Genomic DNA, 23,099 nt, shown 5'->3' on the forward strand with positions numbered 1-23,099 from the left:
TCCCGGCGAGCGGGCCGGACCGTTCGTACATTGACGGAATGGGAGAGCGTCGCCGACCATGGCCGGCGGCTCGCCGAGGGCAGCCCGCGACGAGCGCGGGCTCCGCCCCGTCGCCGTCCGCGCCTGTCCGGCTCGGCCTGCGCGAGAACCGCTGGCAGTTCACCCTGCTCGTGATCGTCAACGTCTGCGTCGGCGGGCTGGTCGGTCTCGAACGCACCACCGTGCCGCTCATCGGCACCGAGGTGTTCGGCCTGACCAGCGACCTCGCGGTGTTCTCCTTCATCATCGCCTTCGGCGTCACCAAGGCGCTGACCAACCTCGCCGCCGGAGCCCTGACGGCCAGGTTCCGCCGCAAACAGCTGCTGATCGCGGGCTGGCTGATCGGCATTCCCGTGCCGTTCGCGCTCGCGTGGGCTCCGTCGTGGGGCTGGATCGTCGCCGCGAACGTCCTGCTCGGCCTCAACCAGGGCCTGACCTGGTCGATGACGGTCAACATGAAGATCGACCTCGTCGGCCCCGCGCGCCGCGGACTGGCCACCGGGCTCAACGAGGCCGCGGGATACGTCGCCGTGGGTGCCACCGCCCTGCTCACCGGCTACCTCGCCACCGCCTACGGACTGCGCCCGGCCCCGGAGCTGATCGGCGTCGTGTTCGTCGCAGCCGGTCTCGCCCTGTCCCTGGTCGTGCGCGACACCGCCGCGCATGTCGCCCTCGAACTGGCCCAGCGCCCGCAATCCGCGCCCACCACGTCGACCGGGCTGGCGACCACGTTCGCCCGCACGTCCTGGCGGCACCGTTCGCTCCGGGGAGCCAGCCAGGCCGGACTGGTCAACAACCTCAACGACGGCCTCACGTGGGGCGTGTTCCCCCTGCTGTTCACCGACCACGGCCTCGGGCTGGCGGCCGTGGGGCTGATCAAAGGTCTCTATCCGCTGCTGTGGGGCCTCGGCCAGATCCCCACCGGGCACCTCTCCGACCGCATCGGCCGCAAACCGCTCATCGTCACCGGCATGCTCGTCCAGTCCGGCGGGTTCGTCCTCGCCCTGGCACTGCTGGAGTGGCCCCTGCTCGCCGGCATCCTGTCCGCCATCGCGCTCGGCGTCGGCACCGCGCTGGTGTACCCCGCGCTCATCGCCTCGGTGTCCGACCACGCCCACCCCGGCTGGCGCGCCGGCGCGCTCGGCGTCTACCGCTTCTGGCGCGACCTCGGCTACGCGGCAGGCGCCCTGCTCGCCGGGATCCTCGCCGATGCCTTCGGCCTCGACGCCACCGTCATCGCCGCCGCCGCGCTCACCGCCGCGTCCGGGCTCCTCGCCGCACACTGGCTCAGCGACGATCCTCGAGCGGCAGGTACATGACATGCATGCCGACGAGCCCGTGACGCGGGTGCGCGAACGCTTCGGGAACGATCGTCAGGATCCGGAACCCCAGTGACCGGTACAGCCTGACGGCTCCGTGGTTGGTCTCGACGACGGCGTTGAACACCATCGACCGGTAGCCCTCGTCGCGGGCCTCGCCGAGCACGTGGCGCGCCAGTGCTCTGCCGATGCCCTGTTCCCGGCGGTCCGGGTCGACGATGAACGCGGCGTTGGCGACGTGACTGGCCGGACCGTAGTGCGGCTTCAGCTGTGCCGAGCCGACGATCCGCCCGGCGTCGTGGGCGACGTAGGTGCGGCCCGGCGGGTCGAGCAGCCAGCTCGCCCGTGCCTGGTCGTAGCCGGTGTCCGGGTGCCAGGCGATGGTCTCGCCCTCGACGGCGATCCGGTGCCAGATGGGCCAGATCCCAGGCCAGTCGTCGGCTGTTGCGTCGCGCACGAGCATGCCGACAGTATCGGGCGTCCGCGGGGCGTTCCGCGTGTTCGCGAAACGGCGATGTCAGCCGTGGGCCTTCTTCAGGACGATGGCGACATCGAGTACGGCGCGTGGCGTGCCATGTTAGCGTCGGTCCGTTCGAGACGACTTTCTGGGGGAAAATCATGAGCGCGCCGGACCCGATGAAGTTCGCCGAGGACCTGACGCGCTGGGCTCAGGGCCTGGAGCAGAAGGCGCAGCGCTACGGCGACCTGCAGGAGCAGCTCGATCGCACGAGCGTCACCGCCGAGTCGCCGGACGGCGCGGTTCGCGTCACGGTGGACTCCACCGGGGTGCCGACAGAGCTCGCGATCACCGAGCGTGGCCGGGGAGCGGATCCGCGTGCCCTCTCGGCCGCGCTCATGAGCACGATGCACCGCGCCCAGGCGCAGCTGCGTGACCGCGTGTCGGAACTGACCAGCGCGACCGTCGGCGACGACGGGCCCGGCAACGACATCGTCGCCCAGTACCGGGAACGGTTTCCCGACCCCGTCGACGAGCCCGCGGTCGAGCCGCCGACCTTCGACGTCGGCGGCATCGAGGACGACACCTCGCGACGAGGGGAACCGCGGCCGCCCCGGCGCCGTCCGACCCGCGAGGACGACGGAGACGACGACTTCGGCGGTCCGGTACTGCGCTGAGCACGAAGGGGGACAGCTCGATGGCGGAAGGCTTCCAGGTAGACCCGGACAGGCTCCGGGCACACGCCGCCAGTGTCGGTGGCGTCAAGAGCGGGGTGGACGAGGCGGCCGACGCCGGTGGTCACGTCGCGTCGCTCAACGACGCATACGGCTGGATCTGTCAGGGCATGGGTCTTCCGGACATGCTGCGCGGGCCGCAGGAGCGGGTCACCGCGATGATCCAGCGGGTCGGCACCAGGCTCGGTGAGGACCAGCACAAGCTCGGCGACGCGGCCAAACGGTACGACGAGGCGGAGGCCAAGGTGATCGAGATCCTCAAGCAGCTGGCTGAGTCGCTCGACAAGGCGGGCGATGCCCCGAAGTTGGGTGGCCGCTGATGTCCTCCTCGATCGTCAGCGACGACCCCTCGTCGGACAACCCGCTCGTCGACAGCAAGACGGACGCCACCAACCAGTACGACATGCTCCAGAGCGACGCGAGCGCGGCCGCGGGACTGGCGCTGGTCGCCAGCAGCCTGAGCCCGGCCGCCCTCGCGGTGACGGTGCCGCTGGGCGCCGCCACCGGGCAGTTCGACAACCTGGGCAGCGGCACGGAACTGGCGCAGGGCACGTCCGTGTCCACCGTGATCGACGCGGTGAACCAGGTGAAGAGCGGCGACTGGGCCTCGGCCCTCGCCAGCGGGAGCGCACTGGCCTCCGACGTCCTCGGCGCGGTCGCCGACCCGATCGGCGCCGTCGCGGGTCAGCTCATCGGCTGGATGCTGGAGCACGTCGAGCCGCTGCGCATGGTGCTGCACCAGCTCACCGGCAACCCGGACATGGTGCAGGGCTACGCCGACACGTGGACCAACATCTCTGGTCGCATGGCGGAGCAGGGTGAGGACTACCTGAAGCGGGTGCCCGACGAGACCGGCGACTGGAGCGGGGAGGGTGGCGACGCCTACCGGGCGAGCGCGGTGAGCACCATCCAGCTGTGCGCGGGCGCGGCGCAGGGGGCCGACGCGGTGTCCTCGGCGGCGGCGAAGATGAAGGACGTGGTGGCCGCGGTGCGCACCGCGGTCAGGGACATCCTCGCCGACCTCGCCGGTGGCCTGGTGAGCGCCGCGATCCAGGCCGCGACGGTGGTGCTCGCACCCGGCGCGGTCAAGACGATCATCACCAGGATCGCCAAGGCCGGCATCGACATCGCGAACTGGATCACCAAGCTCGCCGTCGTGATCAGCAGGCTCTCCGCGGTCATCGTCGATCTGCTGCAGGCGCTGGACGAGCTGGAGCGGGCCGAGCGGGCAGGCCGCTGAGGCGTCAGCTCCAGCCCGGTTCGGCCGCCAGCCGCAACCGGAGGTCGAGCAGCACGGCGAACTCCGCGGCGTCCTTGGCGGCCACGACGGCGTCGCCGCGTCGCGTGCTCACCACGACGACGGGCCCGGCCGGGGCGGCTACCCCCGGGCCCACCAGCGGCGCGGTGTGCTCGTCCACCTGATCCACCCGGACGCCGGTGATCTCGCCGAACGGAACCGTGCCGGCCACGAGCGCGCCCGGGAACCCGTACCGTCCCCGGGGTTTGAGCGACCAGCTGAGCCGGTCGGCGCCGATCGTCGCCGTGCCGTACAGCCTGGGCGGGTGGATGCGCAGATCCCTCTCGAGGGGCAGGCTCGTCGCCGCGGGCGCACCGTCGGCCGCTGCGAAGAGGGCCCGGTGCGCCCGCGCCGCCGCGACCGTGCTCGCCAGTACGCCCAGTGCGATGACCACGGGGCACAGCACGCCCACCGCTCCGCCGGCGACCACGGCGAGCGGGATCGTCCCGAGGAGCTGAACCAGTCCGAAGGAGAACGCCCGCACCGTCCAGTACCGGGTGCGGGTCAGGAACCGGCCGCTCGCCCGGAACCACAGCAGGTAGCCCGCCGAGGGTACGACGAGCGCCAGGGCCACGACGCTGGTGCCCGTGCCGGCGGGGCCCTTGCCGCTCGCGCCGATCAGCGCCGCGAGGGTCATGCCGAGCACGATGAGCGGCGCCACGACGAACGCGACGAGCAGCGCCGACCGCGCGCGGGCCCAGCGGTGACCGAACTCGGCGCGCCGGGACACGTGGACGGCGAAGGGAAGCGCGGGAAGGCGCATGTCACGGACCCTACCGGCCCCGGCCTGTCCGGCCACCGGTTCCCCGCCGTGGCGTGCCGGGAGCGGCGGCAGCCCCGAACCGGGGCCGATGGGCGGCGGCGCGGTAGATCCTGTGCGTGATGGGCGCCCCACCGGCAGGTGGAAGGCGTCCGGTGGCAGCAGCGCGTTGTGCGCGTCGACCAGCGGCTCGTCGTTCGGCAGCTGGTCGCCGTCCTCCGGGGACGGCTCACGCGGGCGGATCCGCGCGTGGCTGGACTCGCCCTCACAGCGGTACCTCTGCAGCGTCCTCGCGATCACCGAACCGGACCACGTCGTCGCCACTGGACCCTAGGGCGCCGGGTGTCGAGCGCGACGAGATGCCGGTCGGCCAGATCGGGAGTCAGTGAGCGTCCGGAGTGGACTGAGCTGTCCAGCGGGCGAGGACCTCCCGGCAGGCTCGCACGTGGTCATCGGCCACACGCAGGACGAGATCGCCGCCATGATCGCTGTACTGGACGAGCACGTTGACGCCCGCGTCGGCGAGCAGACCGGCCACCTTCCCGAGTTGTCCGGGCGTCTCCTGGTCGAGGCGCGTCGTGAGGACCTCGCGAACGACGGCTGAGCCCAACCCGGCCGCCGTGACGGCAGCCAGCGCGGCCGGACCGTCGTCGACGAGGTAGTGGGCCACCGCACGCCCGTCGTGGGTGAACATGCCTCCACCCTCCAAGCTCACCCCGGCGTCACCGAGCGCTTTGCCAAGGCGCGCCAGCGCACCGGGCTGTGCGGGCAACACGATCTCCAGGTCGTAGCTGTGCATGACGGCACCGTAGGAGCGGAATCCTGCGGTAGGCGCCGAAACGAAGGTCGCCGCCGATGGCCACGTTCCTGATCGGTCGGGCGGGGCGCAGCGGCCCGGTCCGCCCTCGACGGGCGGGCCGGGCCGATCCGGTCACCGGGGACGGTCGTAGGTGACGAGTGCGGGCTCGCCGCCGAGCAGAACCTCCAGGCCGATGCCGGTGCCGTCGGCGGTGACCCGGGTGACCGAAACACCGTCGAAGGCGGTGCGGGACTCGCCGGTTCGGAGGTCGACGACTTCGAGTCCCCGCTGAGACCTTCCGGGCAGCAGGGCGAGGTCGCCGACGACGGCCGAGGTGTCCAGCTCCGTGGCCCGGTTCTCGATCCGCCAGAGCCGCTCACCGCCGGCCAGGTCGCGTGCGGTCAGGTAGGCGTGGGTGCCGCGCCGCGGATCGGAGTCCGACGTGAGCAGGACATCGCCGTAGAGCGCGGCCTGCTCGTAGTAGGTGGGGGAGCTGTCGGGCAGGTCGGCCGACCAGCGTTCCTCGCCGGTGCGGGCGTCGAGCACGGCGATCCGGTTCTCGAACACGCCGCGTGCCTCGTCGTGGCGGGTGGAGCGCACCACGACCTCCTCCGCGGTGGTCGCGACGAGCTGCTGGGCAAAGTCCTCGTGCCCGTAGTCCCACAGCGGCGTGCCGTCGGCGCCGGAGAACGCGTACAGCCGCAGCGACCCGGGTTCCAGGCCACCGCGCGGGTCGGTGACCAGCTCCCAGGCGCTGGTCGAGTCCGGGCCCGCGGCTCCGAACACGATCGTGTCGCCTGCCGCCCGGCCGTACCGGAACGACTGGCCGAGGTCCACCTCGCGGGTCCACACCGGTTCCGGACGGGTGGGGTCGACCAGGGTAAGCACGCCCTGCCGAGGGGTGGGCCAGCGCAGCAGCACGACCGCACGGTTCGCCACGGCGACGGCCGTGCCGGACGGAGCGGCGCCGACGTCACCGAGAACGGTGCAGCCCCGTACCTCACCGGTTTCGAGTCCGATGTCGACGGCCGTCGGGGCCGAGCCGTCCGGATGCTGGAGCAGAACGAGGCCGCTGCCGACGTGGGCGCCGCCGTAACTGGTTCCGTTCTGCTCGAATGCCCACAGCCGCCCGCCGGTTCCGGCGTCGACGGCGCCGACCACGTCGTCGCCCGCTCTGCCGACGACCACGCCGCCGACGGTCAGCTGAGGCGTCCGGGTTCCGGCGATCGCCGTCCGCGCGGGACCGAACGGCGCGGACGGTGCGTCCAGGACGCGCAGGGCCTCCGGTTCGGCCACGTCCGCGAGCGGAGCGCCGGAGGGGATCCGCCCGGTGGGCGTGAGTGCCGTCTCGCAGGGGCCGGGTGCTGTCCACGGCCGCCACACCAGCAGGCCGGCCGCCAGCACTGCGACCAGTCCGGCACTGCCCACCCACATCCAGCCTCGACGACGCATGCTCACCCCGGTCGATCCGATCGTGGCGTCAGGCTAGCCGGTTCGTCCGTTTCACGAGGCGAGTTCCCGAAAACCCGGTGTCCGGTGAGCGCGCTCTGTTAACGTGCCCGATTTGTGAAGGGTTTCCTCCGGAACCGGCTGGTCGTGCTGGCAGCGCTCGCGGGACTCGTCGTGGGCGGCGTGAGCACCTGGCTCTTTCTGGACCCGCGGGAGGACGACCCGAACCCGATCGCCATCGCCGAACCGGCGGAGACGGATTCCGATGCGGACAGTGCCGTGTTCGCCGAGGCGCGGGACGCGTGGCGGTCCCGGCCGGCCACCGAGCAGCCCCGCGGGGAGCTCAGTGTGTTGCACGCGGGCCGGGCAGGCGACCGGGACGTGGTCATCCTGCTCGACGACACGGGCCTCGGCGCCGTCTACGAACGCCGCGCCGACGGTGCGGGAGAAATCCTCTGGGTCGAGCAGTTCGGCCGTCCCCGCGACACGACCCCGCCGGTCGACCCTTGGCGCACCGAGGTGAGGTCGCTCGTCGTCGGCGACGGCGCGTGGATCGGCGCGAGCGGCGAGCACCCGCGGCTGGACGCCGCCGTGCTCGCCGGCGACGAGGTGCGCTGGGAGCGGGTCACCGCCGAGAACGGGATCGTGCCGAGGGTGCCTGCCGTGGGCCCGGACGCCTGCGGGGCCAAGGTGATCGCGGAGCAGCGCCGCGACGCGGTGCGGTTTCACCTGTTCCGCACTCGGCAGAGTGGGGTGGGAACGAACGTGGGCCGCCTCACGCCGCTCGACGCCTCGGGGCGCACTCCGGCGGACGACCGCCCGGTGAGCTCGCTCGATGACGTCGGTGCGGCCGAGCTGCGGCTGGTCTCGCAGCTGGCCTGCGCCGAGAGTGCCGAGTACTCCAGGCCCATCCCGCTGCTGTTCGCGATCGTCGAACTGTGGCGCGGAACCCTGCCCGGTGGCCGGGATGCGTCGGTGCTCGCCGTGTCGGGGGGCCGGGACACGGTGCTGGTCGACACCGGCGACGAGACCTCGGTGATCCCCACGGGCCACCCGGTCCGTCGCGACACCGTCGTGTGGTGGTTCGACGAGGATGAGCGGCTCGTCGCCGTGGGCACCCCGGAGGTCGCGCGCATCGACGTCGCGCTCTCCGACGGGCGGCGCGTCACGCGGCCCGGCCGGTTCGCGGCCGTCGAGCTGGGCGAGCTGTCGGTGTCGAAGGCCGCGCCCCGCGTGGGCGCCGTGAACGCCGATGGCCTGCCGGTGACGGTGCTCCCGCGCTGAGAGTCAGCAGGCGACGTCGAGGGCCGCTCGGACGACGCTGTCGGTGTCGAGGCCGTGGTGGCGGTAGACGTCCTCGAGCGAGCCGGACTGTCCGAATCGGGTGACGCCGAGAGCTGTCGTGGAGACGCGGTTGATGGTGGCCAAAAAGGACAACGTGTGCGGGTGTCCATCGAGGACGGTCACCAGCGGCGTGGCCCGGTCGGCGGGGAAGGCCTGGTCGAGGATCCAGGAGTCGGCCTGTTCGTGGCCCTGCCGGGCGCGCACGGCGCGGTAGAGCAGATCGGGGCTGGTCACGCACACGACGTCCGCCGGGATTCCGATCTGGTCGAGCCGGGCGGCGGCGTCGAGCGCTTCCGGGACCACGGCGCCCATCGCCGCGATGGTCACCTTCGGGGCGATGGTGCGGCGCAGGGGATAGGCGCCGGCGACGACCTGGCGGCGCCGGCGTTCCCTGGCGGCGGGGTCACCGGGCACGTCGGCGAGGGTCTGGTCGACCGGTCGCGTGGAGAGCCGCAGGTAGGCCGAGGTGCCATCGGGCTTGCCGAGCCGGCCGAGCGCTGCGAGCAGTGTCCATTCGGCGTCGAGGGCGAAGGCCGGTTCGTAGGTCACGCATCCTGGTTGTTCGAGGCCGATCGAGGGGGTCTTGATCGACTGGTGCGCGCCGCCCTCGGGGGCGAGGCTCACCCCGGAGGGGGTGCCGATGAGGATGGACTGCCCGCCCGCGTAGATGCCGTAGGACCAGGGTTCGAGGGCGCGTTCGACGAACGGGTCGTAGAGCACCCCGATGGGCAGCAGCGCCTGGCCCCAGCGGCTCCAGGTCGCGCCGAGCTCGCCGAGCAGGCTGACGAGGTTGACCTCGGCGATGCCGAGCTCGATGTGCTGGCCGGTGGGCTTCTCCCGCCAGTGCAGGATGGTTTCGGCGTCGTCGGCGAACCAGTCCTGTCGTTCCTGGACCGACCAGACGCCGACCTTGTTGACCCAGCCGCCCAAGTTGGTGGTGGAGCTGACGTCGGGGCTGACGGTGACGACGCGGCGCGCGGCGTCGGGGGCTTCGCGGGTGAGGTCGAGCAGCGCGCGACCGAGTGCGGCCTGGGTGGTGGCGGTGCCGGCGGGTGTGCGCCCGAAGTCGGTGGGAACCGGCGGAGGTGCGACCGCGGGGAGTTCCGGCCTGCGCAGGCGCCGCGCGGTGGCCCGGCACAGCTCGTGCTCGGAGCTGCCCTCGGGGAAGGCGCGCCACGGATCGTCGGGGTCGGCGCCGACCCGGTCGGCCAGCTCGCGCATCTGCGCGTCGGTGAGCAGGGCGGAGTGGTTCTGGGGATGGCCCTTGGTGGCGAGGCCGTAGCCCTTGACGGTGTAGGCGAAGATCACCGTGGGCCGGGTGTCGTCGATCGCGCCGAACGCGTCGTCCAGTGCGGCCAGGTCGTGGCCTCCGAGGTTGGCGATCGCGTCCACCAGGGTGGTGTCGTCGAGCCCGGCGACGAGCGCGGAGATCGCCGCGGCCGAGGGACCCTCGCCGGGCAGCCTGCGACGCAGTTCGGTGGCGTCGCAGCGCAGCAACCGCTGGTACTCGGGGTTGGTCATGGCGTCGATGCGCTGCCGCAGCTCGGCGCCGCCCGGCTTCGCGAACAGCCCCTCCAGCAGGCGGCCGTACTTGAGCTGGATGACCTGCCAGCCCGCGGCGGTGAACATCCCGCGCAGCTTGTCGGCGGCGATGTTGGGCACGACCCGGTCGAGCGACTGGCGGTTGAGGTCGACGATCCACACGATCTCGCCCAGCTCGGCGACGCCGGGGTCGAGCACGGCCTCCCATACGGCGCCCTCGTCCAGCTCGGCGTCGCCGACCAGCGAGTACTGCCGTCCGGTGCCCGCGCCGCCGAAGGCGGTGTCGACGTAGCGGCGGGACACCGCGCCCCAGATCGGCGCGGTGGCGCCGATGCCGACCGAACCGGTGGAGTAGTCGGCCGGGTCGGGATCCTTCGTGCGGCTGGGATAGCTCTGCAGGCCGCCGAACTCACGCAGCCGCGACAGGTACGAGGAGTCCAGCTCGCCGAGGAGGTAGTTGATCGCGTGCAGCACGGGCGAGGCGTGCGGCTTGACCGAGACCCGGTCGTCGGTGCGCAGGCGGTTGAACCACAGCGCGGTCATGATCGAGACCATCGACGCCGACGACGCCTGGTGGCCGCCCACCTTGAGTCCAGACGGATTGGGGCGGACCCGGTTGGCGTGGTGGATGATCGCGCTGGACAGCCACAACACCCGGTCCTCCACCGCGCGCAGGGCGTCGGTGCCGGGTGTGGTGGTGGCGGGCTTGGTCATCACTGGCCGTCCTCGATCTGGGTGCAGGTTGCTCACAGTGAAACAACCTGCTGGACTGATGCTCAATACTTCGCCCCGATAATGAGCAATCTGCTCAATCACGGAGACCGAACGAGAGGGAGAGGCGAGCACAATGCCCCATGACGGCCCCGTCGACGCGGTGGACGCCCGGATCCTGCTCGAACTGGCAGAGCATCCCCGGGCCACCACGCTCGCTGTCGCGGACCGCGTCGGGATCTCCCGCAACACCGCGCAGTCGCGGCTCGCCCGGCTGGAGCGGAACGGCGCGCTGGAGTCCTTCGAGCACCGGATCGCCCCGGCCGCGCTGGGCTACCCGCTGACCGCGTTCATCACGGCACAGGTTACCCAGCGCCTGCTGGACGAGGTCGCCGCCGCGCTCGCCGACGTGCCCGAGGTGCTTCAGGTGCAGGGCATCTCGGGTCCGGTCGACCTGATGATCCAGGTGGTCGCCGGCGACGCGGACGACCTCTACCGCATCGCCGGGCGCATCCTCGCCATCCCCGGCGTCGAACGCACCAACACGGCACTGGTCATGCGGCAGCTCGTCGACTACCGGATCACTCCGCTGCTTCGCCGGGCACTGCGCTGAAGGTGGCCTTCAGGCGCCAGCCGGGGATCTCGATCGACATGTTCCCCTTCTGCTCACCGCGCGTCCTGGTATACCACGGAGGTGCCGGTGACCCGTTGCCCCGAATGCGGAGCCCCTGCCGGGCCCCGCTCGTGCCAGGAGCTCTTCGACGCCGTCCTCGCGCTCGACCACTCCCGGCGCCCGCCCTGGGGTCCCCTCCACGGCGTGACGGTGGCCTGCTTCCTTCTCCAGCATCCCAGCCGCCTGCCCGAGACCGCCAGGTCCGGACCCTGGGCGATGGTGCACAGCTACCTCGACGGAGGTCTCGCCGCGGTCACCCGGCTCACGGAGCGGGCCCGCAACGCCAACAGCCACCGCAACCGCGGCGCCCGACGAGCCGGGACCGTCCCCGGCGTGCCGGCGCCGCCGCTCACCGCACCGCCCACGGCCTTCGATGTCACCATCGCCGACGTCGCCGGGGACGGCACGTTCCCGGCCGACGGCTTCCCCGAGCGCGTCACCGACTGGGCGCGAGCCATCATCGACGCCTGGCGATCGGAGAAGGAGTTCGGACATGGCGATTAGCGAGACGGATCTGCGGCACCTGCGCCGCTGTGTCGAGCTGGCCCGCGAAGCACTGGATGACGGGGACGAACCGTTCGGGTCGGTCCTGGTGAGCGGTGCCGGTTCGGTGCTGTTCGAGGGCCGCAACCGGGTCAGGGGCGGGGACTCCACCCGGCATCCCGAGTTCGAGATCTCCCGCTGGGCCGCGGCGAACCTCACACCGGAGGCACGTGCCGCGGCCGTGGTCTACACGTCTGGTGAGCACTGTCCGATGTGCGCGGCGAGCCACGGCTGGGTCGGGCTGGGCCGCATCGTCTACGCGGTCTCCAGCGCCCAGCTGAGCGGATGGTTGTCCCGGTGGGGCGCGGCGCCCGCTCCGGTCGCCGCTCTGCCGATCACCACGGTCGTGCCCGCCGCCGTGGTGGAAGGCCCGGTTCCGGAGCTCGAGGACGAGATCCGTTCGCTCCACCGCGCCTGTTTCGCTCCCGGTGCCGTGGACGCGTCACCGGAGTGAGGCGGGGCAGGCGGGCCGGTGGCGGAAAAGCCGCCACCGGCCCTCGGTTCACGACCTGTCCTGGAGCCGCTCGATCCAGATGGAGCGGAACCTCGGGTTCTCGCCGGGGTCCCGGTGGTCCTGCAGCCGGATCGGACCCGGCGTGGGACCCTCGGCCTGACCGGCGCCGGTCTTGCCGTCGATGGCGACGTCGTCGTGGACCAGCCGCCCGTTCCACCAGAGTGTCACGCGCGCGTCCGCGATCTTGGTGCCGTCGCTGTCGAAGCGGGCAGCCCGGAAGACGATGTCGTAGGTCTGCCAGCTGCCCGGCGGCTTCGCCGCGTTGACGTCCGGGGCCTTCTTGAGGTAGATCGCGCCGGCCGAGTCGAGCGCCGGAGCGGTGATCCCGTACGACTCCAGCACCTGGATCTCGTATCGCTCCTGGATGTAGACCCCGCTGTTGCCGCGCGCCTGCCCGGTGACCTCCGGCGGATAGTGCGGCTGGTACCACTCGACGTGCATCCGGAAGTCGCCGAACTTCTCCTTCGTGCGGATGTCCCCGCCCAGCGATTCCATCGATCCGTTCGCCACCGGCCAGGTCGCCGGCCCGCCGCTGGCCGACTCCCAGGCGTCGAGGTTCTCCCCGTCGAACAAGGTGATGCGCTCCGTCGGCGTTACGGTGATCTTGTCGAGGTTCACGTGGCCCTCGTCGGTGGGTTCGTAGACGAAGGCGATCGTGTTCGCGCCGGGCCGCAACGGCACCGTCTCGACGTGGGTCGCCCACTTGTTCCAGGCGCCGGTGTTGGCCAGCCATACCTGTTTCACCTTGGTGCCGTTGACGTACAGGCTCATCGACTTCGGGACGGGCTGCGGATGGTCGGGGTTCGTCCCGTTGGCGTACCGCAGCGCGACGTCGTGGCGGCCGCCGCGGTCCGCCGTCACCGCGAAGGTGGTGCTGGTGCCCGGCGTCCAGTTGCGGTCGACGAAACCGGCGCCCGAGTAGCCGGTGTGGTTGGTGTTGAACCCGGTGCCGCCTGCCAGCGCGGCGGACTCCGCCTCGTACTCCGGTGGCGCCGTCGAGCCGTCGGACAGGCGGTTGAGCGTGTACCACGCCTCGGTGCTCCACAGCTGTTCGCCCGACTCCGCGGCGAACGGACGCGGGGTGTGCACGTACACCACCCGGCCGGGCTTCAGGCCGGCGAGCTTCAGTGTCACCGTCTTGCGGTCTCCGGAGAGCTGCGCCGACGTCACCTCGAGGGTCTCCTCGTCGACCTTCGGCCCGCCGTACTGCGGGGTCGCCACGTACCGCCACTGCTCGGCGTTGTACCTCGCCGTCAGGTCCTGCGCGGTCTCCGCGGACAGCGGCCTGGTGTACTCGATCTTGAAGCCGCCGTCGATCGCGCGCATGGTGCGGATGTCGAACGCCTTGTCGCCGCTCGGGGTGAGTTTCTGCAGCCCGAACTTGAGCTTGCCCTCCTGGCCCCAGTTGCCCGTCGAGCCGATGCCGCCCGCGTAGATCGCACCGTCGGGGCCGAGGGAGATCCGGTTCACCCCGGCCTCCAGGCCCTGAGTCATGCGGAACACCGCGCCCTGGTACTCGCCGCCGACCTTCTCCAGATAGGCCCGCTGCAGGCCACCGTAGGTGACGTCGCCGAACACCAGCTGCCCGGCGAACACGCCCTCGGGCAGCACGAGCGGGTTGCTCGGCGAGTTGGAGATCTCGCCGTGCGGCAGCCAGAGCACGGGCTCTGTCACGGGCCGGTCGTCGAACGGGCCGTCCGGGTTGGTGTAGTGGTTGAAGAAGCGGTCCTGCTTGATCCGCACCAGCTTCGACGTCGGCAGGTAGGCGCCCTGGTTGTCGGTGACGAAGATGTCGCCCTCCGGACCCCAGCCTGGGCCGTTGGGCGTGCGCAACCCACCAGCCACATAGGACACTTCGCCCGTCCGCCTGTTCACCTTGAGTGTGGAGCCGCGGTTGGGCACGGGCTGCGGGTCGGCGGTCTGGCCACCGGGGATCATCGCGATGCCCGTGGTGACGTAGAAGTACCCGTTCCGGTACAGCAGACCGAACGCGAACTCGTGGTAGTTGCCGCCGAACGGCCAGGTCGCGATCCTGCGGTACTCGTCGGTGACCTCGTCGCCGGTGGTGTCGACGAGCGCGGTCAGCTGGTGTTTCTCTGACACGTAGAGGGTGCCGTCGACGTAGGAGATGCCCATCGGCTCCTGGAGGTTCTCGGCGACCCGCTTGACGGTGACCTTCGACGGGTCGGTGTTGCCGGTGACGTTGTCGAGCAGGTACACCTCGCCCAGCACGCTCTCCCTGGCGCCGCCCCACGTGGAGATGGCCAGGCGCCCGTCCGGTAGCCAGTCCATACCGGTGACCTGTGGCTCGAAGCCTTCGGGGCGCAGGTCGGTCAGTGTGTAGTTCGGGTGCACGCCGACGAGCGGCAGCCCGTCGCCCGGCGACTCGGTGACCCCCTCGCACTCCTTGCGGCCGGGCGAGGTGACGCGGGTGACGTCGGCGTCGGTGCTCAGTGCCGAGTTGGGCACGACGGTGAAGCCGTCGGCTCCGGGTGGCTGCCACTCCAGCGTGAGCCGCTGGTCGTAGTCGGCGTCGAAGTGGTCGATGCGCAGCGGATGGTGTCCCGCTGCCAGTTCGATCCAGCCGTCCTTCGGCGTCGCCCCGTGCCGGCCGCCGTTGTCGATGACCTCGGTTCCGCCGAGGAACAACCGGGCCCCGTCGTCGCTGGTGAGCCGGAAGTCGTAGCGGCCGGCGGTGGCGACGTGGAGGTAGCCGGAGACCTCGGAGACGAACCTGTCGGCGATCCCGAAGTCCGAAGTGGTGCGCCAGTCGATCGTCGGCATCAGCTTGTCGATGTTGGGGGTCTGGCCGGGTTTGAGCGTGCAGTAGTCGGTGAGTGGCGCCTGCACGTCGAACACTCGCAGCGTCACTCCGGGTTCCTGCGGTGGGATGTCGGACTGCGCGGTGGCGGGGGCGGCGAGGAAGGTGAAAGCGCTTACTGGGGCTAACAGGGCGACGAACAACCGCATGGGCGTTCCTCCTTGGGCAGAACACGGCCCGCGCTCCGGTGCGCGATGACCATGTGGCCGACAGTGAACGATCAGCTTCGTGCGAAAGTCAACGAAAGTCGTGTTGATCTGTGCGGAAGTCGACCACTGGGCGCAGCCCGGCTCGTGCGTTCGGCGTAGCGGTCCGCTGCACGTCGACGCGGTGATCGACGAACCGCGCTGAGCGACCCCTGGGGTTGATGTCCGTCGTGCCTTCAGTGGAGGTGCGTGGTGAACCAGTCGGCGGCCAGCGCGGCCGCGGTGTCGACGGGAGGCCGGTCGTAGAGATCGTTGTGCGTCACGCCGGGCAGGATCTCCAGCCGTTTCGGTCCGGTGAGCCGGTCGTAGACCGCCTGATGGTCCTCGGGCAGCGTGGACACGTCCCGATCGCCGACGACCAGCAGGCCGGCGCTCCGTCCGATGGCGTCGCTGGAGGTGCGGGTGTCGTCGACCAGGATCGTGCGCAGGGAGAGGGCACTGGCCCGGTTGCGCCAGTTCGGCGCCGCGCCGCGCGCGGTTCCGTAGTATTCGGCGGCGATCGGGTCGTCGAAGAGCACCGGCTGGCTCGGCGGGACGTCGGGAGTGCGGACGACCGGGATGTAGTCGAGCTCCCCGGTGTGGTGGTAACGCCGCAGCAGCGAGGTCTGCTCGGCGAGCAGGTCGGGATAGGCCGGCATCAGCTCTCGGGCGCGTGCGGGGTTGAGCAACCCGGCCGAGATGGCGGCGAAGGCACGGACCCTCGGGTCGTACGCGGCGAGGTTCATCGCCAGGCCGCCGCCGATCGACACGCCCATCGCGCCGATCCGCTCCGGGTCCACAAGCGACTCGAGGGAAGTGAGGTAGCTGACCGCCACGTGCAGGTCGTCCAGCCGTTTCCCGTTGTCCTCGTGCAGGCGCGGTGAGCCGCCGCTCTCGCCGAACCCGCGCTGGTCGAAGGCCAGCGTGACGAAACCGGAGACGGCGAGCCGCTGGGCGTAGCCGGCGTTGACCGACTGCTCCTTCACCGACGTCATGGCGTTGGACAGCACGATCGCGGGCCGGGGACCTGGCTTTCCTGACGGGACCCGCAGGTGGCCCACGAGCCGGACGCCGTCGGGAGCACGGAACTCGACCCTGCGGCGCGAGACGCCCTCCGGTCGCGTGACGTCCGCCCCGGTGACCCCTGCCCGCGCCATGGGCACGTTCAGTACCATGCCGGTCGCCGCGGCTCCGCTGATGGCGAGCGCCCGCCGACGTCCCAAGGTCGTCTGGTGCGTCATGAGAAAGAACCCCATCCCTACGAGGGCCACCACGGGCTTCGGCGGCGCATTTCCGCTTGAGCGCGGGAGACCAGTCCGTCGAATCGCTTTCCCGGATACCACGGCATTCGTTCGATCCGGTCGAATCCGGGGAGGTTCTTCACGTGCGCGTACATCCGTTCGCGGAGGTCGGGATCAGGTAGCGTGCCCCGCATCGCGGCGACGTTCTCCAGCAGATGAGCGGGGTTCGTGGTGGCCGGTAGCGCGCACGTGACGGCGGGGTGGGAGATCGTCCACTTGAGGAAGTACTCCGCCCAGCTCGTGATTCCGATGCGCTGAGCGAAACCGGGAACCGGCAGGCCGTGGACGATCTGGTGCAACCGCCCCTTTTCGAGGGGCATGCAGACCAGGACCGCGACGCCGCGGTCGGCGGCGGCCGGCAGAATGCGCTCCTCGGCTAGCCGGGTGGCCATCGTGTAGCGCACCTGCACGAAGTCCAGGTCGCCGACCTCCACCCAGTGGGCGAGCGCGTCGTAGTACGACAGATCGTGGTGCGTCACGCCGAGATAGCGGATCCGCCCCTCCTTCTTCCACGCGTGGAAGAGGGGAACATGGCAGTCGACGTTGACGAGGTTGTGGCACTGGATCAACTCGATCCGGCCGTCGTCGGACAGCCGCGAGACCGACTTCCTCAGGCTGCGCGCCGCCAGGCTGTCGTCCCACAGGTAGTCGCCGGTGGTCCACACCTTGTTGGTGACGAACAGGTCCTCCTTGATCCGCAGGGACGAGGCGAAGTGGCCGACATTGTCCTCGGCGGCGCCGTAGAGCGGTGAGGTGTCGACGACTCGCCCGCCGTTCTCGTGGTAGAGCCGCAGCACCTCGCGGAGGTGGGCGCGGCGCGCCCCCGGCGCGGTGTCGAACGTCATGAACGTGCCGAGCCCGATGGCACTCAGCAGCTCACCACTGCCCGGGACCGGCTTCCTGATCAGGTCGTCGTGCCGGTCGGCCGGTGCCGGCCGGGCCTGCGCGGAGGGCGCTCGGCCGAGCGCCGTGAGAGCTGTGCCCGCCGCCGCCGCGCCAAGCACGCGGCGGCGGGAGACAGGGGACTTTCCGGTGGGGTTTCGGTGCACGTCGACCGCTCCTTTTTGTCGCATCGGCGCTCGATCCGAGCCTCGCAGGAACGAACCGTCGGCTGCCACACCTGTTGGGACCGCCGGGATACTCTGCGGGTATGGCGGTCGAGCTGCGGTTGATGAGGTACGTGATCGCGATCTCCGAGGCGGGGAGTTTCGAGGCCGCGGCGGCCCGGCTGCACATGACGCAGCCGCCGTTGAGCCGCCAGATCCGGGAGCTGGAGCGAGAGCTGGGCGTCGAGCTGTTTCACCGGCGGCCGACCCGGCTGACCAGCGCCGGTGAGGTGTTCGTGGCCTCGGCCAAGGAGATCCTCGCCGCCACGGACCAGCTCGTGCGGGACGTCCGCGCCGAGGGCGACGCCCACTACGACACCGTCCGCGTCGGGTACACGCTGACCACGGCGTTCAGCGAGATGCCGGCCCTGGTGGCGTTCCTGCGCGACCACCACGCCGGGATCGTGGTCGACGCCCACGAGGCCTGGGACACGGAGCTCACGGCCGCCCTGGACGAAGGCCGGCTGGATGTGGTGATCGGGCGGTTCGTGTCCGTGCCGCGGTCCTGCCGCACCAGGGGGTTGCGCCGGGACCGATTCGCGATCGTCGTCGGAGCCGGTCATCCGCTGGCCGGTGAGGACAGCGTGTCACTCACCGACCTGCGCGGGCAGACGCTGCGATTCTTCCCCCGTAGTTTCGCGCCTCGTTACCACGACGCGGCGCTCGCGGCCCTGCACAGCACCGGCGAGACGTTCGACATCTGGGAGAACCCCTTGCCCGGACTCCGAAACCTCAACGTCCACCTCCGCGACGGCGGCTTCATGTTCCTCCCGCGGTCGCTCGGTGATCACCTACCGAAAGGGCTCGTCTGCCTCCCGCTCCAGCAGGCGCTACCGGCTGACCTCGACATCCTCTGGAGACAGCCGCCCAGCCCGGCAGCGCGTGCCTTCATCCGGGCCGCCGTCGAGTTCGCCCGCGCCGAAGGCTGGCTTCCCCAGGACTGAGCGGCCGGGCTCCCCGGCGAGCGCGCCGCCGCTCGCTGGGCGTGCTTGCCGTGCCACGGGCGTTCACCCGCGCGGGGCGTACATGATCACCGCGACCCCGGCCAGGCAGATGAGGGCACCGATGACGTCGAACCGGTCGGGGCGGTAGCCGTCGGCGACCATGCCCCACGCCAGCGACCCGGCGACGAACACCCCGCCGTAGGCGGCGAGGATTCGCCCGAAGTGGGCGTCCGGCTGCAACGTGGCGACGAACCCGTAGACGCCCAGCGCGATCACTCCCGCGCCGATCCAGATCCAGCCACGGTGTTCCCGGACGCCCTGCCACACCAGCCACGCACCTCCGATCTCGGCCAGTGCGGCCAGCACGAACAGGGCGATCGAACGCAGTACGAGCACGGAGAACCCTTCGAACCGGCGACGCTGACAAGGCCGGTACCGACGGTAGACGCCCGCCCTGCCTCCCGTCCCTGCCCCTCGGGCCGTGGAGTGTCCCGCCTCAGCCGGTGCGGCCCAGCCAGACCGCGGCGGCCGTCAGCGGGGCTTCCGTGTTGTGGCCGTCCCGCCTCGAGGTGCGTGGGCCGCCGACCGGCTGCGCTACCCGCGTGGCAGGCGGTTCGCGATGGGCGACGCGCTCGTGTGCCGGGGCTCTACGCGTGCGGCAACGACGCGGACTCGCTCATGGCTGCGGAACACCCGGGAGCGGGCTTCCGGGTGGGTGCGGGCGGCCCGACCCTCGGCTGCCACGCCGCCGCACGGGGCGCCCGGATGGTTCAATCAGGTGGTGACCGACAATTCCGAAACGCCGACCGTGGTGACCGCTCACCGCGAGATCGCCGCAGGCGCGGAGCGGATCTTCGAGCTGATCGCCGATCCCGCGCGGCAGCCCGGGTGGGACGGCAACGACAATCTCGCCGAGGCGCCGCAGGGCCAGCGCGTGCGCGGCACCGGCGACGTGTTCACCATGACGCTGAGCAATGGCGGCGTGCGGGCGAACCGCGTCGTCGAGTTCGAGGAGGGGCGGCGCATCGCGTGGCTGCCGTCCGAGCAGGGGAAGGAACCGCCGGGGCACCTCTGGCGGTGGGAGCTGGAGCCGCTCGACGCGGGACGCACCCGGGTGACCCACACGTACGACTGGTCCCGGCTGACCGACGAGAACCGCTTCGCCAGGGCCCGGGCGACGACCGAGGACCGCCTTCGCGCCTCGCTCGACCGGCTCGCCGAGGCCGCCGAGGCCGCCGAGGCCGCCGGGTCTGACTGAACCCGGCCGGTGGTTCGCCGTGGATCCGTGCCCGGCCGGCGAGAGGCCGTCGGCCGGCCGGGCACGGGGCTCTACGAGGCGTAGGTGAGCAGGCTCCCGGACACCTCGGGGTCGCGCAGTTTCAGCATGGTGCGCTTCTCGATCTGGCGTGCCCGCTCGCGGGTGACGCCGCAGACACGGCCGACCTCCTCGAACGTGCGCTCGCGCCCGCCGTCGAGGCCGAACCGGAGGCGGATCACCTCCTGCTCCCTCGGCGTGAGGGTCGCGAGCACCGTGTCGATCTCGCCGCGCAGCGCCCGCCCTGCTCCCTCGTCGTCGTCCGGGTTGTCCGGCTGGCGCAGGATCTCCCACAGTGGACGGTCGCCCTGGTCGCCGACGGTCTGGTCGAGACTGATCGGCTCGCAGTCGTAGGAGAGCAGCTCGATCACCTCGGACACCGGGATCTCGAGGTCCCGCGCGATCTCGGCGTGAGTCGGGTCGTAGCCCAGCTCCGCCGCCAGCGCCCTGCGCGTCCTCGTCACCCGCTGGACCCGGTCCAGCACACGCGCCGGGATGCGGATCGTGCGGCTCTGCTCGCCCAGCGCGCGGCTGATCGCCTGCCGGATCCACCACGTGGCGTAGGTGGAGAACTTGAACCCCGGGGTGTGGTCGAACTTCTCGACCGCCCGGATGAGCCCGATGTTGCCCTCCTGGATCAGGTCGAGCAGTGCCAGGCCACGGCCGGTGTAGCGCTTGGCGATGCTGACGACCAGCCGCAGGTTCGCTTCGAGCAGCTCCTTCTTCGCGGCCTTGCCGATGTCGGCGATGGCGCGCAGGTCGGCGTGGTCGTACCGGTCGGTGCCCTCGGCGAGCAGTTGCTCGGCGAACAGGCCGGCCTCGATGCGCTGCGCCAGTTCGGCCTCCTGCTCACGGGTGAGCAGCTGAGTCCGTTTGATGCCGTTGAGGTAGGTCCCGACCAGGTCGGAATGCGGGCCGTACCCCTTCGGTGAGGTGTTGTCGATCTGCGGTGCGGACACCAGTGGTTCCCTCCAAGTGCCCCCGTATTGCTGGCTGACTAGAGGTTCGCGCGGTGCACTGACCGGCACCGGGGTGCCGCGGCACCCGTAGCGGCGCGGCTAAGCGCAGGTCAGCGGCGTGGCGCGGGCCGCGGCTTGCGACGGGTGCGGATCGACTACGGGGGAGGCTGGCGCCGTGTGGTTATCGTCAGCTGAGTGGTGAGAAGCACGCGGACGCCGCCGGCTCGCAGGCAGCCGTGGTTCCGCCCGCGCGGGCGGCGGGGCCGGGTCGGCCCGGCCGGTGTGGGCAGGCTGCTGGTGTTCGAGGTCGTCCAGGTGGCGATCTTCGTGGTCGTGGTCCAGGAGTTGTGGGCTGCCATCACCGGTGCCGTGGTCGGCGTACTCGCCGTCGTCGTGACGTTCGGCCGTCACCGCGGTCGCTGGTTGAGCGAGCACGTGCGGCTGTGGTGGCGCTATCGCGCGCGGCGCGGCGCCTCCGGATGCGGCGCCGACGACGCGCGCCTGTCGTCGGTCCGGGAGCTCGTGCCCGATCTGGTGGTGGAGAACATCGACGGACCCGGGGGTGTCCCACTCGGCATGGGCAGTGACGGCGCGGGCTGGTTCACCGCGCTCGAGGTGGTGCCCGCTCCTGACGACCGAACCCGGCCCCCGTTGCCGCTCGCCGCGCTGGCCAGGCTCGTCACCGACGCGGAGCAGTCCGGCGCCGTGCTGCAGGTCGTCGCGCACGCCGGGCCACCGGACGGCGCGCTCTGGGTGGCGGTGCGGCTGGACGCGGGCGCCGTGGCCGACTCGGTGGTCGACGACACCGACGTGCGGGTTGACGTTCCGGCGGTGCTGGCCGAGCTGACCCGGCGGGCCGCGCGGGTGCTGCGCAGGCGAGGACTCGGCACGCGGCTGCTCAGCGCGGACGAACTGCTCGACGCGCTCGTCCGCTCCTGCGGGCTGGGTACCGGCGCCCCAGCGAACATCGAGGAACGTTGGGAGGCATGGCAGGTGGACGAGGTGCGGCACGGATGCTTCTGGCTCGAGTCCTGGCCCGATCCGGAACGGGGCACGGCGCTGCTGGCGGCGTTGCGGGACCTGCCCGCGTCGCAGACCAGCCTGACGTTCCTGCTGGAGCCGGGGCACGACGGCACCGGCCTGCGGTGCCTGCTGCGCCTTGCCGCGCCGAGCTCGTCCTACGAGGCGGCGTGCGCGAACGCGCAGCAGCTCGCCGAGAACCTGGGCGGGCGGCTGTTCCGGCTCGACGGTGAGCACGCCCCCGCGGTGTACGCCACCGTGCCGAGCGGAGGCGGTGCGCGATGACCGTGCCCGGGGGTGCCCGGCCGCAGCAGGCCGTCCACGGTGAGCAGCTCGTCGCGGCGTCCGTCGCGCGGGAACCCGCACTGGCGGAGTCCACGGGGGAGGCCACGGCGAGCGCGTCAGCGCAGGAGCTGCCCGCGCCGCAGGCTGCCGCGAGGCCACTGGCCACGCCGACGGTCCCACCAGCTCCACCCCCGGCCGGTGACGGCACGCGGCGCGAGCCGCGGACCCGGCCGGAGTGGCGGACTCGCCGGCATCGTGGCCTCAGCAGGCTGCACATCGGCAGGCACCTGGCGCCGGCGGACGAACTGGACCGCGTGCAGCTCACCGCCCGGTCGGTGGGCCTGCCGCTCGGCAGCGACCAGGCGGGTGCGCCCGTTCCGTTGCAGATGTTCGGCCCGCGCCCGTCGTCGGTCGTCCTGCTCGGCGGGCTCTGGGCCGCCAAGCTCGTGGTCTTCCGCTCGCTCGGGTTCGGGGCGAGGGCGGTGGTGTTGACCGGCCGGTACGCCGCCTGGCGGCATCTCGGACAGTGGGCGACGGGCCGCACCGACCGCGTCGCGGTGCTCCCACCCGGTTCGCCGCTGGGCACGGTGGCCTCCGCCGACGCCCCGCTGCTGCGGGTGGACGACCTGGACGACGCAGGCGAGGCGCAGCCAGCGCCCGCCGGGGAACCGCCGTGGCAGACCCGGTTGCTGGTGTGCCGGCGGCTCACCCCCGCGCGGTTGCCAGCGGTCCGTGCCGCCGACGTGCTGCTGACCCAGCGGCTGACGCCCGACGAGGCGGGCGCCGTCGTGGCGGCCCGAGGGCTCGCCGACCGGGACGCGCACGCCCTGCAGCTGCTCCAGGACGACATGCTCGCGCTGGACGCCGGTACGGGCGTCAGGTACGTCTGGACCAATCCGGGAGGCGCCGAGCAGCGCGCACTCGGCCGGCCCGGTCCACGATGAGGCGGGGCGATGGGACACGAGGTGCCCCCACGCCGGGG

22 protein-coding genes are annotated in these 23,099 nt (G+C 71.6%); 12 read left to right on the forward strand and 10 right to left on the reverse strand.

The annotated features are described in order from the left end of the window. Nucleotides 1–38: 38 nt before the first annotated feature. A complete protein-coding gene (locus FCN18_RS04840; protein WP_112273312.1) occupies nucleotides 39–1,358 on the forward strand; it encodes an MFS transporter in 1,320 nt (439 codons plus the stop codon). Here FCN18_RS04840 and FCN18_RS04845 read toward each other — a convergent pair. Then, entirely contained in the window at nucleotides 1,327–1,821 is a 495-nt protein-coding gene (locus tag FCN18_RS04845) for a GNAT family N-acetyltransferase (RefSeq protein ID WP_137093502.1), read from the reverse strand. The two genes, FCN18_RS04840 and FCN18_RS04845, sit on opposite strands and share 32 nt — an antisense overlap. 155 nt (nucleotides 1,822–1,976) lie before the next feature. On the opposite strand from FCN18_RS04845, the gene FCN18_RS04850 reads away from it, so the two are divergent. The 3 genes from FCN18_RS04850 to FCN18_RS04860 are packed head-to-tail and all read left to right on the forward strand — an operon-like array spanning nucleotide 1,977 to nucleotide 3,789. Next, entirely contained in the window at nucleotides 1,977–2,492 is a 516-nt protein-coding gene (locus FCN18_RS04850) for a YbaB/EbfC family nucleoid-associated protein (protein WP_112273300.1), read from the forward strand. Nucleotides 2,493–2,512: 20 nt separating this feature from the next. Then, nucleotides 2,513–2,869, forward strand: a complete 357-nt coding sequence (locus tag FCN18_RS04855) for a type VII secretion target (protein ID WP_112273298.1) — start codon at nucleotides 2,513–2,515, stop codon at nucleotides 2,867–2,869. Then, nucleotides 2,869–3,789, forward strand: coding sequence for a hypothetical protein (locus FCN18_RS04860; RefSeq protein ID WP_112273296.1), 921 nt, complete (start codon nucleotides 2,869–2,871; stop codon nucleotides 3,787–3,789). The genes FCN18_RS04855 and FCN18_RS04860 overlap by 1 nt, the downstream gene beginning before the upstream one ends. 4 nt (nucleotides 3,790–3,793) lie before the next feature. Here FCN18_RS04860 and FCN18_RS04865 read toward each other — a convergent pair whose 3' ends face one another. The 3 genes from FCN18_RS04865 to FCN18_RS04880 form a co-directional block, all read right to left on the reverse strand. After that, nucleotides 3,794–4,930 carry a hypothetical protein gene (locus tag FCN18_RS04865; RefSeq protein ID WP_206077810.1) on the reverse strand — a complete coding sequence of 379 codons (1,137 nt, stop codon included), beginning with the start codon at nucleotides 4,928–4,930 and terminating at the stop codon, nucleotides 3,794–3,796. A gap of 58 nt (nucleotides 4,931–4,988) precedes the next feature. Beyond that, the gene (locus tag FCN18_RS04875; protein WP_137093506.1) at nucleotides 4,989–5,405 is read right to left on the reverse strand and encodes an ACT domain-containing protein; all 417 of its coding nucleotides are present in this window, start codon (nucleotides 5,403–5,405) and stop codon (nucleotides 4,989–4,991) included. Between the two features lie 132 nt (nucleotides 5,406–5,537). Next, nucleotides 5,538–6,833, reverse strand: coding sequence for an outer membrane protein assembly factor BamB family protein (locus FCN18_RS04880; RefSeq protein ID WP_158303051.1), 1,296 nt, complete (start codon nucleotides 6,831–6,833; stop codon nucleotides 5,538–5,540). A 138-nt stretch (nucleotides 6,834–6,971) separates the two neighbouring features. Between FCN18_RS04880 and FCN18_RS04885 the strand changes: the two genes are divergently transcribed. Beyond that, nucleotides 6,972–8,138, forward strand: a complete 1,167-nt coding sequence (locus FCN18_RS04885) for a hypothetical protein (RefSeq protein ID WP_113643538.1) — start codon at nucleotides 6,972–6,974, stop codon at nucleotides 8,136–8,138. Nucleotides 8,139–8,141: 3 nt separating this feature from the next. On the opposite strand, the gene FCN18_RS04890 is transcribed toward FCN18_RS04885, so the two are convergent. Beyond that, nucleotides 8,142–10,454 carry a transketolase-like TK C-terminal-containing protein gene (locus FCN18_RS04890; protein ID WP_137093510.1) on the reverse strand — a complete coding sequence of 771 codons (2,313 nt, stop codon included), beginning with the start codon at nucleotides 10,452–10,454 and terminating at the stop codon, nucleotides 8,142–8,144. 133 nt (nucleotides 10,455–10,587) lie between these two features. Between FCN18_RS04890 and FCN18_RS04895 the strand changes: the two genes are divergently transcribed. The 3 genes from FCN18_RS04895 (at nucleotide 10,588) to FCN18_RS04905 (ending at nucleotide 12,121) form a co-directional block, all read left to right on the forward strand. Continuing rightward, complete coding sequence (locus tag FCN18_RS04895; protein ID WP_112269657.1) at nucleotides 10,588–11,064, forward strand: Lrp/AsnC family transcriptional regulator; 477 nt, start codon at nucleotides 10,588–10,590, stop codon at nucleotides 11,062–11,064. Nucleotides 11,065–11,151: 87 nt separating this feature from the next. Then, nucleotides 11,152–11,628: a DUF5946 family protein gene (locus FCN18_RS04900; RefSeq protein WP_112269659.1), complete on the forward strand. Its 477-nt coding sequence runs from the start codon at nucleotides 11,152–11,154 to the stop codon at nucleotides 11,626–11,628. Beyond that, nucleotides 11,618–12,121 carry a nucleoside deaminase gene (locus FCN18_RS04905; RefSeq protein WP_112269661.1) on the forward strand — a complete coding sequence of 168 codons (504 nt, stop codon included), beginning with the start codon at nucleotides 11,618–11,620 and terminating at the stop codon, nucleotides 12,119–12,121. Before FCN18_RS04900 ends, FCN18_RS04905 begins: the two co-directional genes overlap by 11 nt. Before the next feature lie 48 nt (nucleotides 12,122–12,169). Here FCN18_RS04905 and FCN18_RS04910 read toward each other — a convergent pair whose 3' ends face one another. The 3 genes from FCN18_RS04910 to FCN18_RS04920 form a co-directional block, all read right to left on the reverse strand. After that, on the reverse strand, nucleotides 12,170–15,151 hold the full coding sequence (locus FCN18_RS04910) for a family 16 glycoside hydrolase (RefSeq protein WP_137093512.1): 2,982 nt from the start codon (nucleotides 15,149–15,151) through the stop codon (nucleotides 12,170–12,172). A gap of 233 nt (nucleotides 15,152–15,384) precedes the next feature. Beyond that, entirely contained in the window at nucleotides 15,385–16,428 is a 1,044-nt protein-coding gene (locus FCN18_RS04915) for an alpha/beta hydrolase (RefSeq protein WP_158303052.1), read from the reverse strand. A gap of 17 nt (nucleotides 16,429–16,445) precedes the next feature. Further along, entirely contained in the window at nucleotides 16,446–17,537 is a 1,092-nt protein-coding gene (locus FCN18_RS04920; protein WP_206077811.1) for an aldo/keto reductase, read from the reverse strand. Nucleotides 17,538–17,638: 101 nt separating this feature from the next. On the opposite strand from FCN18_RS04920, the gene FCN18_RS04925 reads away from it, so the two are divergent. Next, complete coding sequence (locus FCN18_RS04925) at nucleotides 17,639–18,538, forward strand: LysR family transcriptional regulator (protein ID WP_113643544.1); 900 nt, start codon at nucleotides 17,639–17,641, stop codon at nucleotides 18,536–18,538. A 63-nt stretch (nucleotides 18,539–18,601) separates the two neighbouring features. Here the strand turns inward: FCN18_RS04925 and FCN18_RS04930 are convergent, their stop codons facing one another. After that, complete coding sequence (locus tag FCN18_RS04930; protein WP_112269671.1) at nucleotides 18,602–18,934, reverse strand: YnfA family protein; 333 nt, start codon at nucleotides 18,932–18,934, stop codon at nucleotides 18,602–18,604. Between the two features lie 385 nt (nucleotides 18,935–19,319). Between FCN18_RS04930 and FCN18_RS04935 the strand changes: the two genes are divergently transcribed. After that, nucleotides 19,320–19,796 carry an SRPBCC family protein gene (locus tag FCN18_RS04935; RefSeq protein WP_137093520.1) on the forward strand — a complete coding sequence of 159 codons (477 nt, stop codon included), beginning with the start codon at nucleotides 19,320–19,322 and terminating at the stop codon, nucleotides 19,794–19,796. Nucleotides 19,797–19,867: 71 nt separating this feature from the next. Here the strand turns inward: FCN18_RS04935 and FCN18_RS04940 are convergent, their stop codons facing one another. Next, on the reverse strand, nucleotides 19,868–20,812 hold the full coding sequence (locus FCN18_RS04940) for a sigma-70 family RNA polymerase sigma factor (RefSeq protein WP_228713650.1): 945 nt from the start codon (nucleotides 20,810–20,812) through the stop codon (nucleotides 19,868–19,870). A gap of 195 nt (nucleotides 20,813–21,007) precedes the next feature. On the opposite strand from FCN18_RS04940, the gene FCN18_RS04945 reads away from it, so the two are divergent. Both FCN18_RS04945 and FCN18_RS04950 read left to right on the forward strand, forming a co-directional pair. Beyond that, complete coding sequence (locus tag FCN18_RS04945) at nucleotides 21,008–22,117, forward strand: type VII secretion protein EccE (protein ID WP_228713652.1); 1,110 nt, start codon at nucleotides 21,008–21,010, stop codon at nucleotides 22,115–22,117. Beyond that, complete coding sequence (locus FCN18_RS04950) at nucleotides 22,114–23,061, forward strand: hypothetical protein (RefSeq protein WP_137093522.1); 948 nt, start codon at nucleotides 22,114–22,116, stop codon at nucleotides 23,059–23,061. Before FCN18_RS04945 ends, FCN18_RS04950 begins: the two co-directional genes overlap by 4 nt. The last annotated feature ends 38 nt before the right edge of the window (nucleotides 23,062–23,099 follow it).

This window comes from Prauserella endophytica (assembly GCF_005146945.1).
Classification (GTDB): domain Bacteria; phylum Actinomycetota; class Actinomycetes; order Mycobacteriales; family Pseudonocardiaceae; genus Prauserella_A; species Prauserella_A endophytica.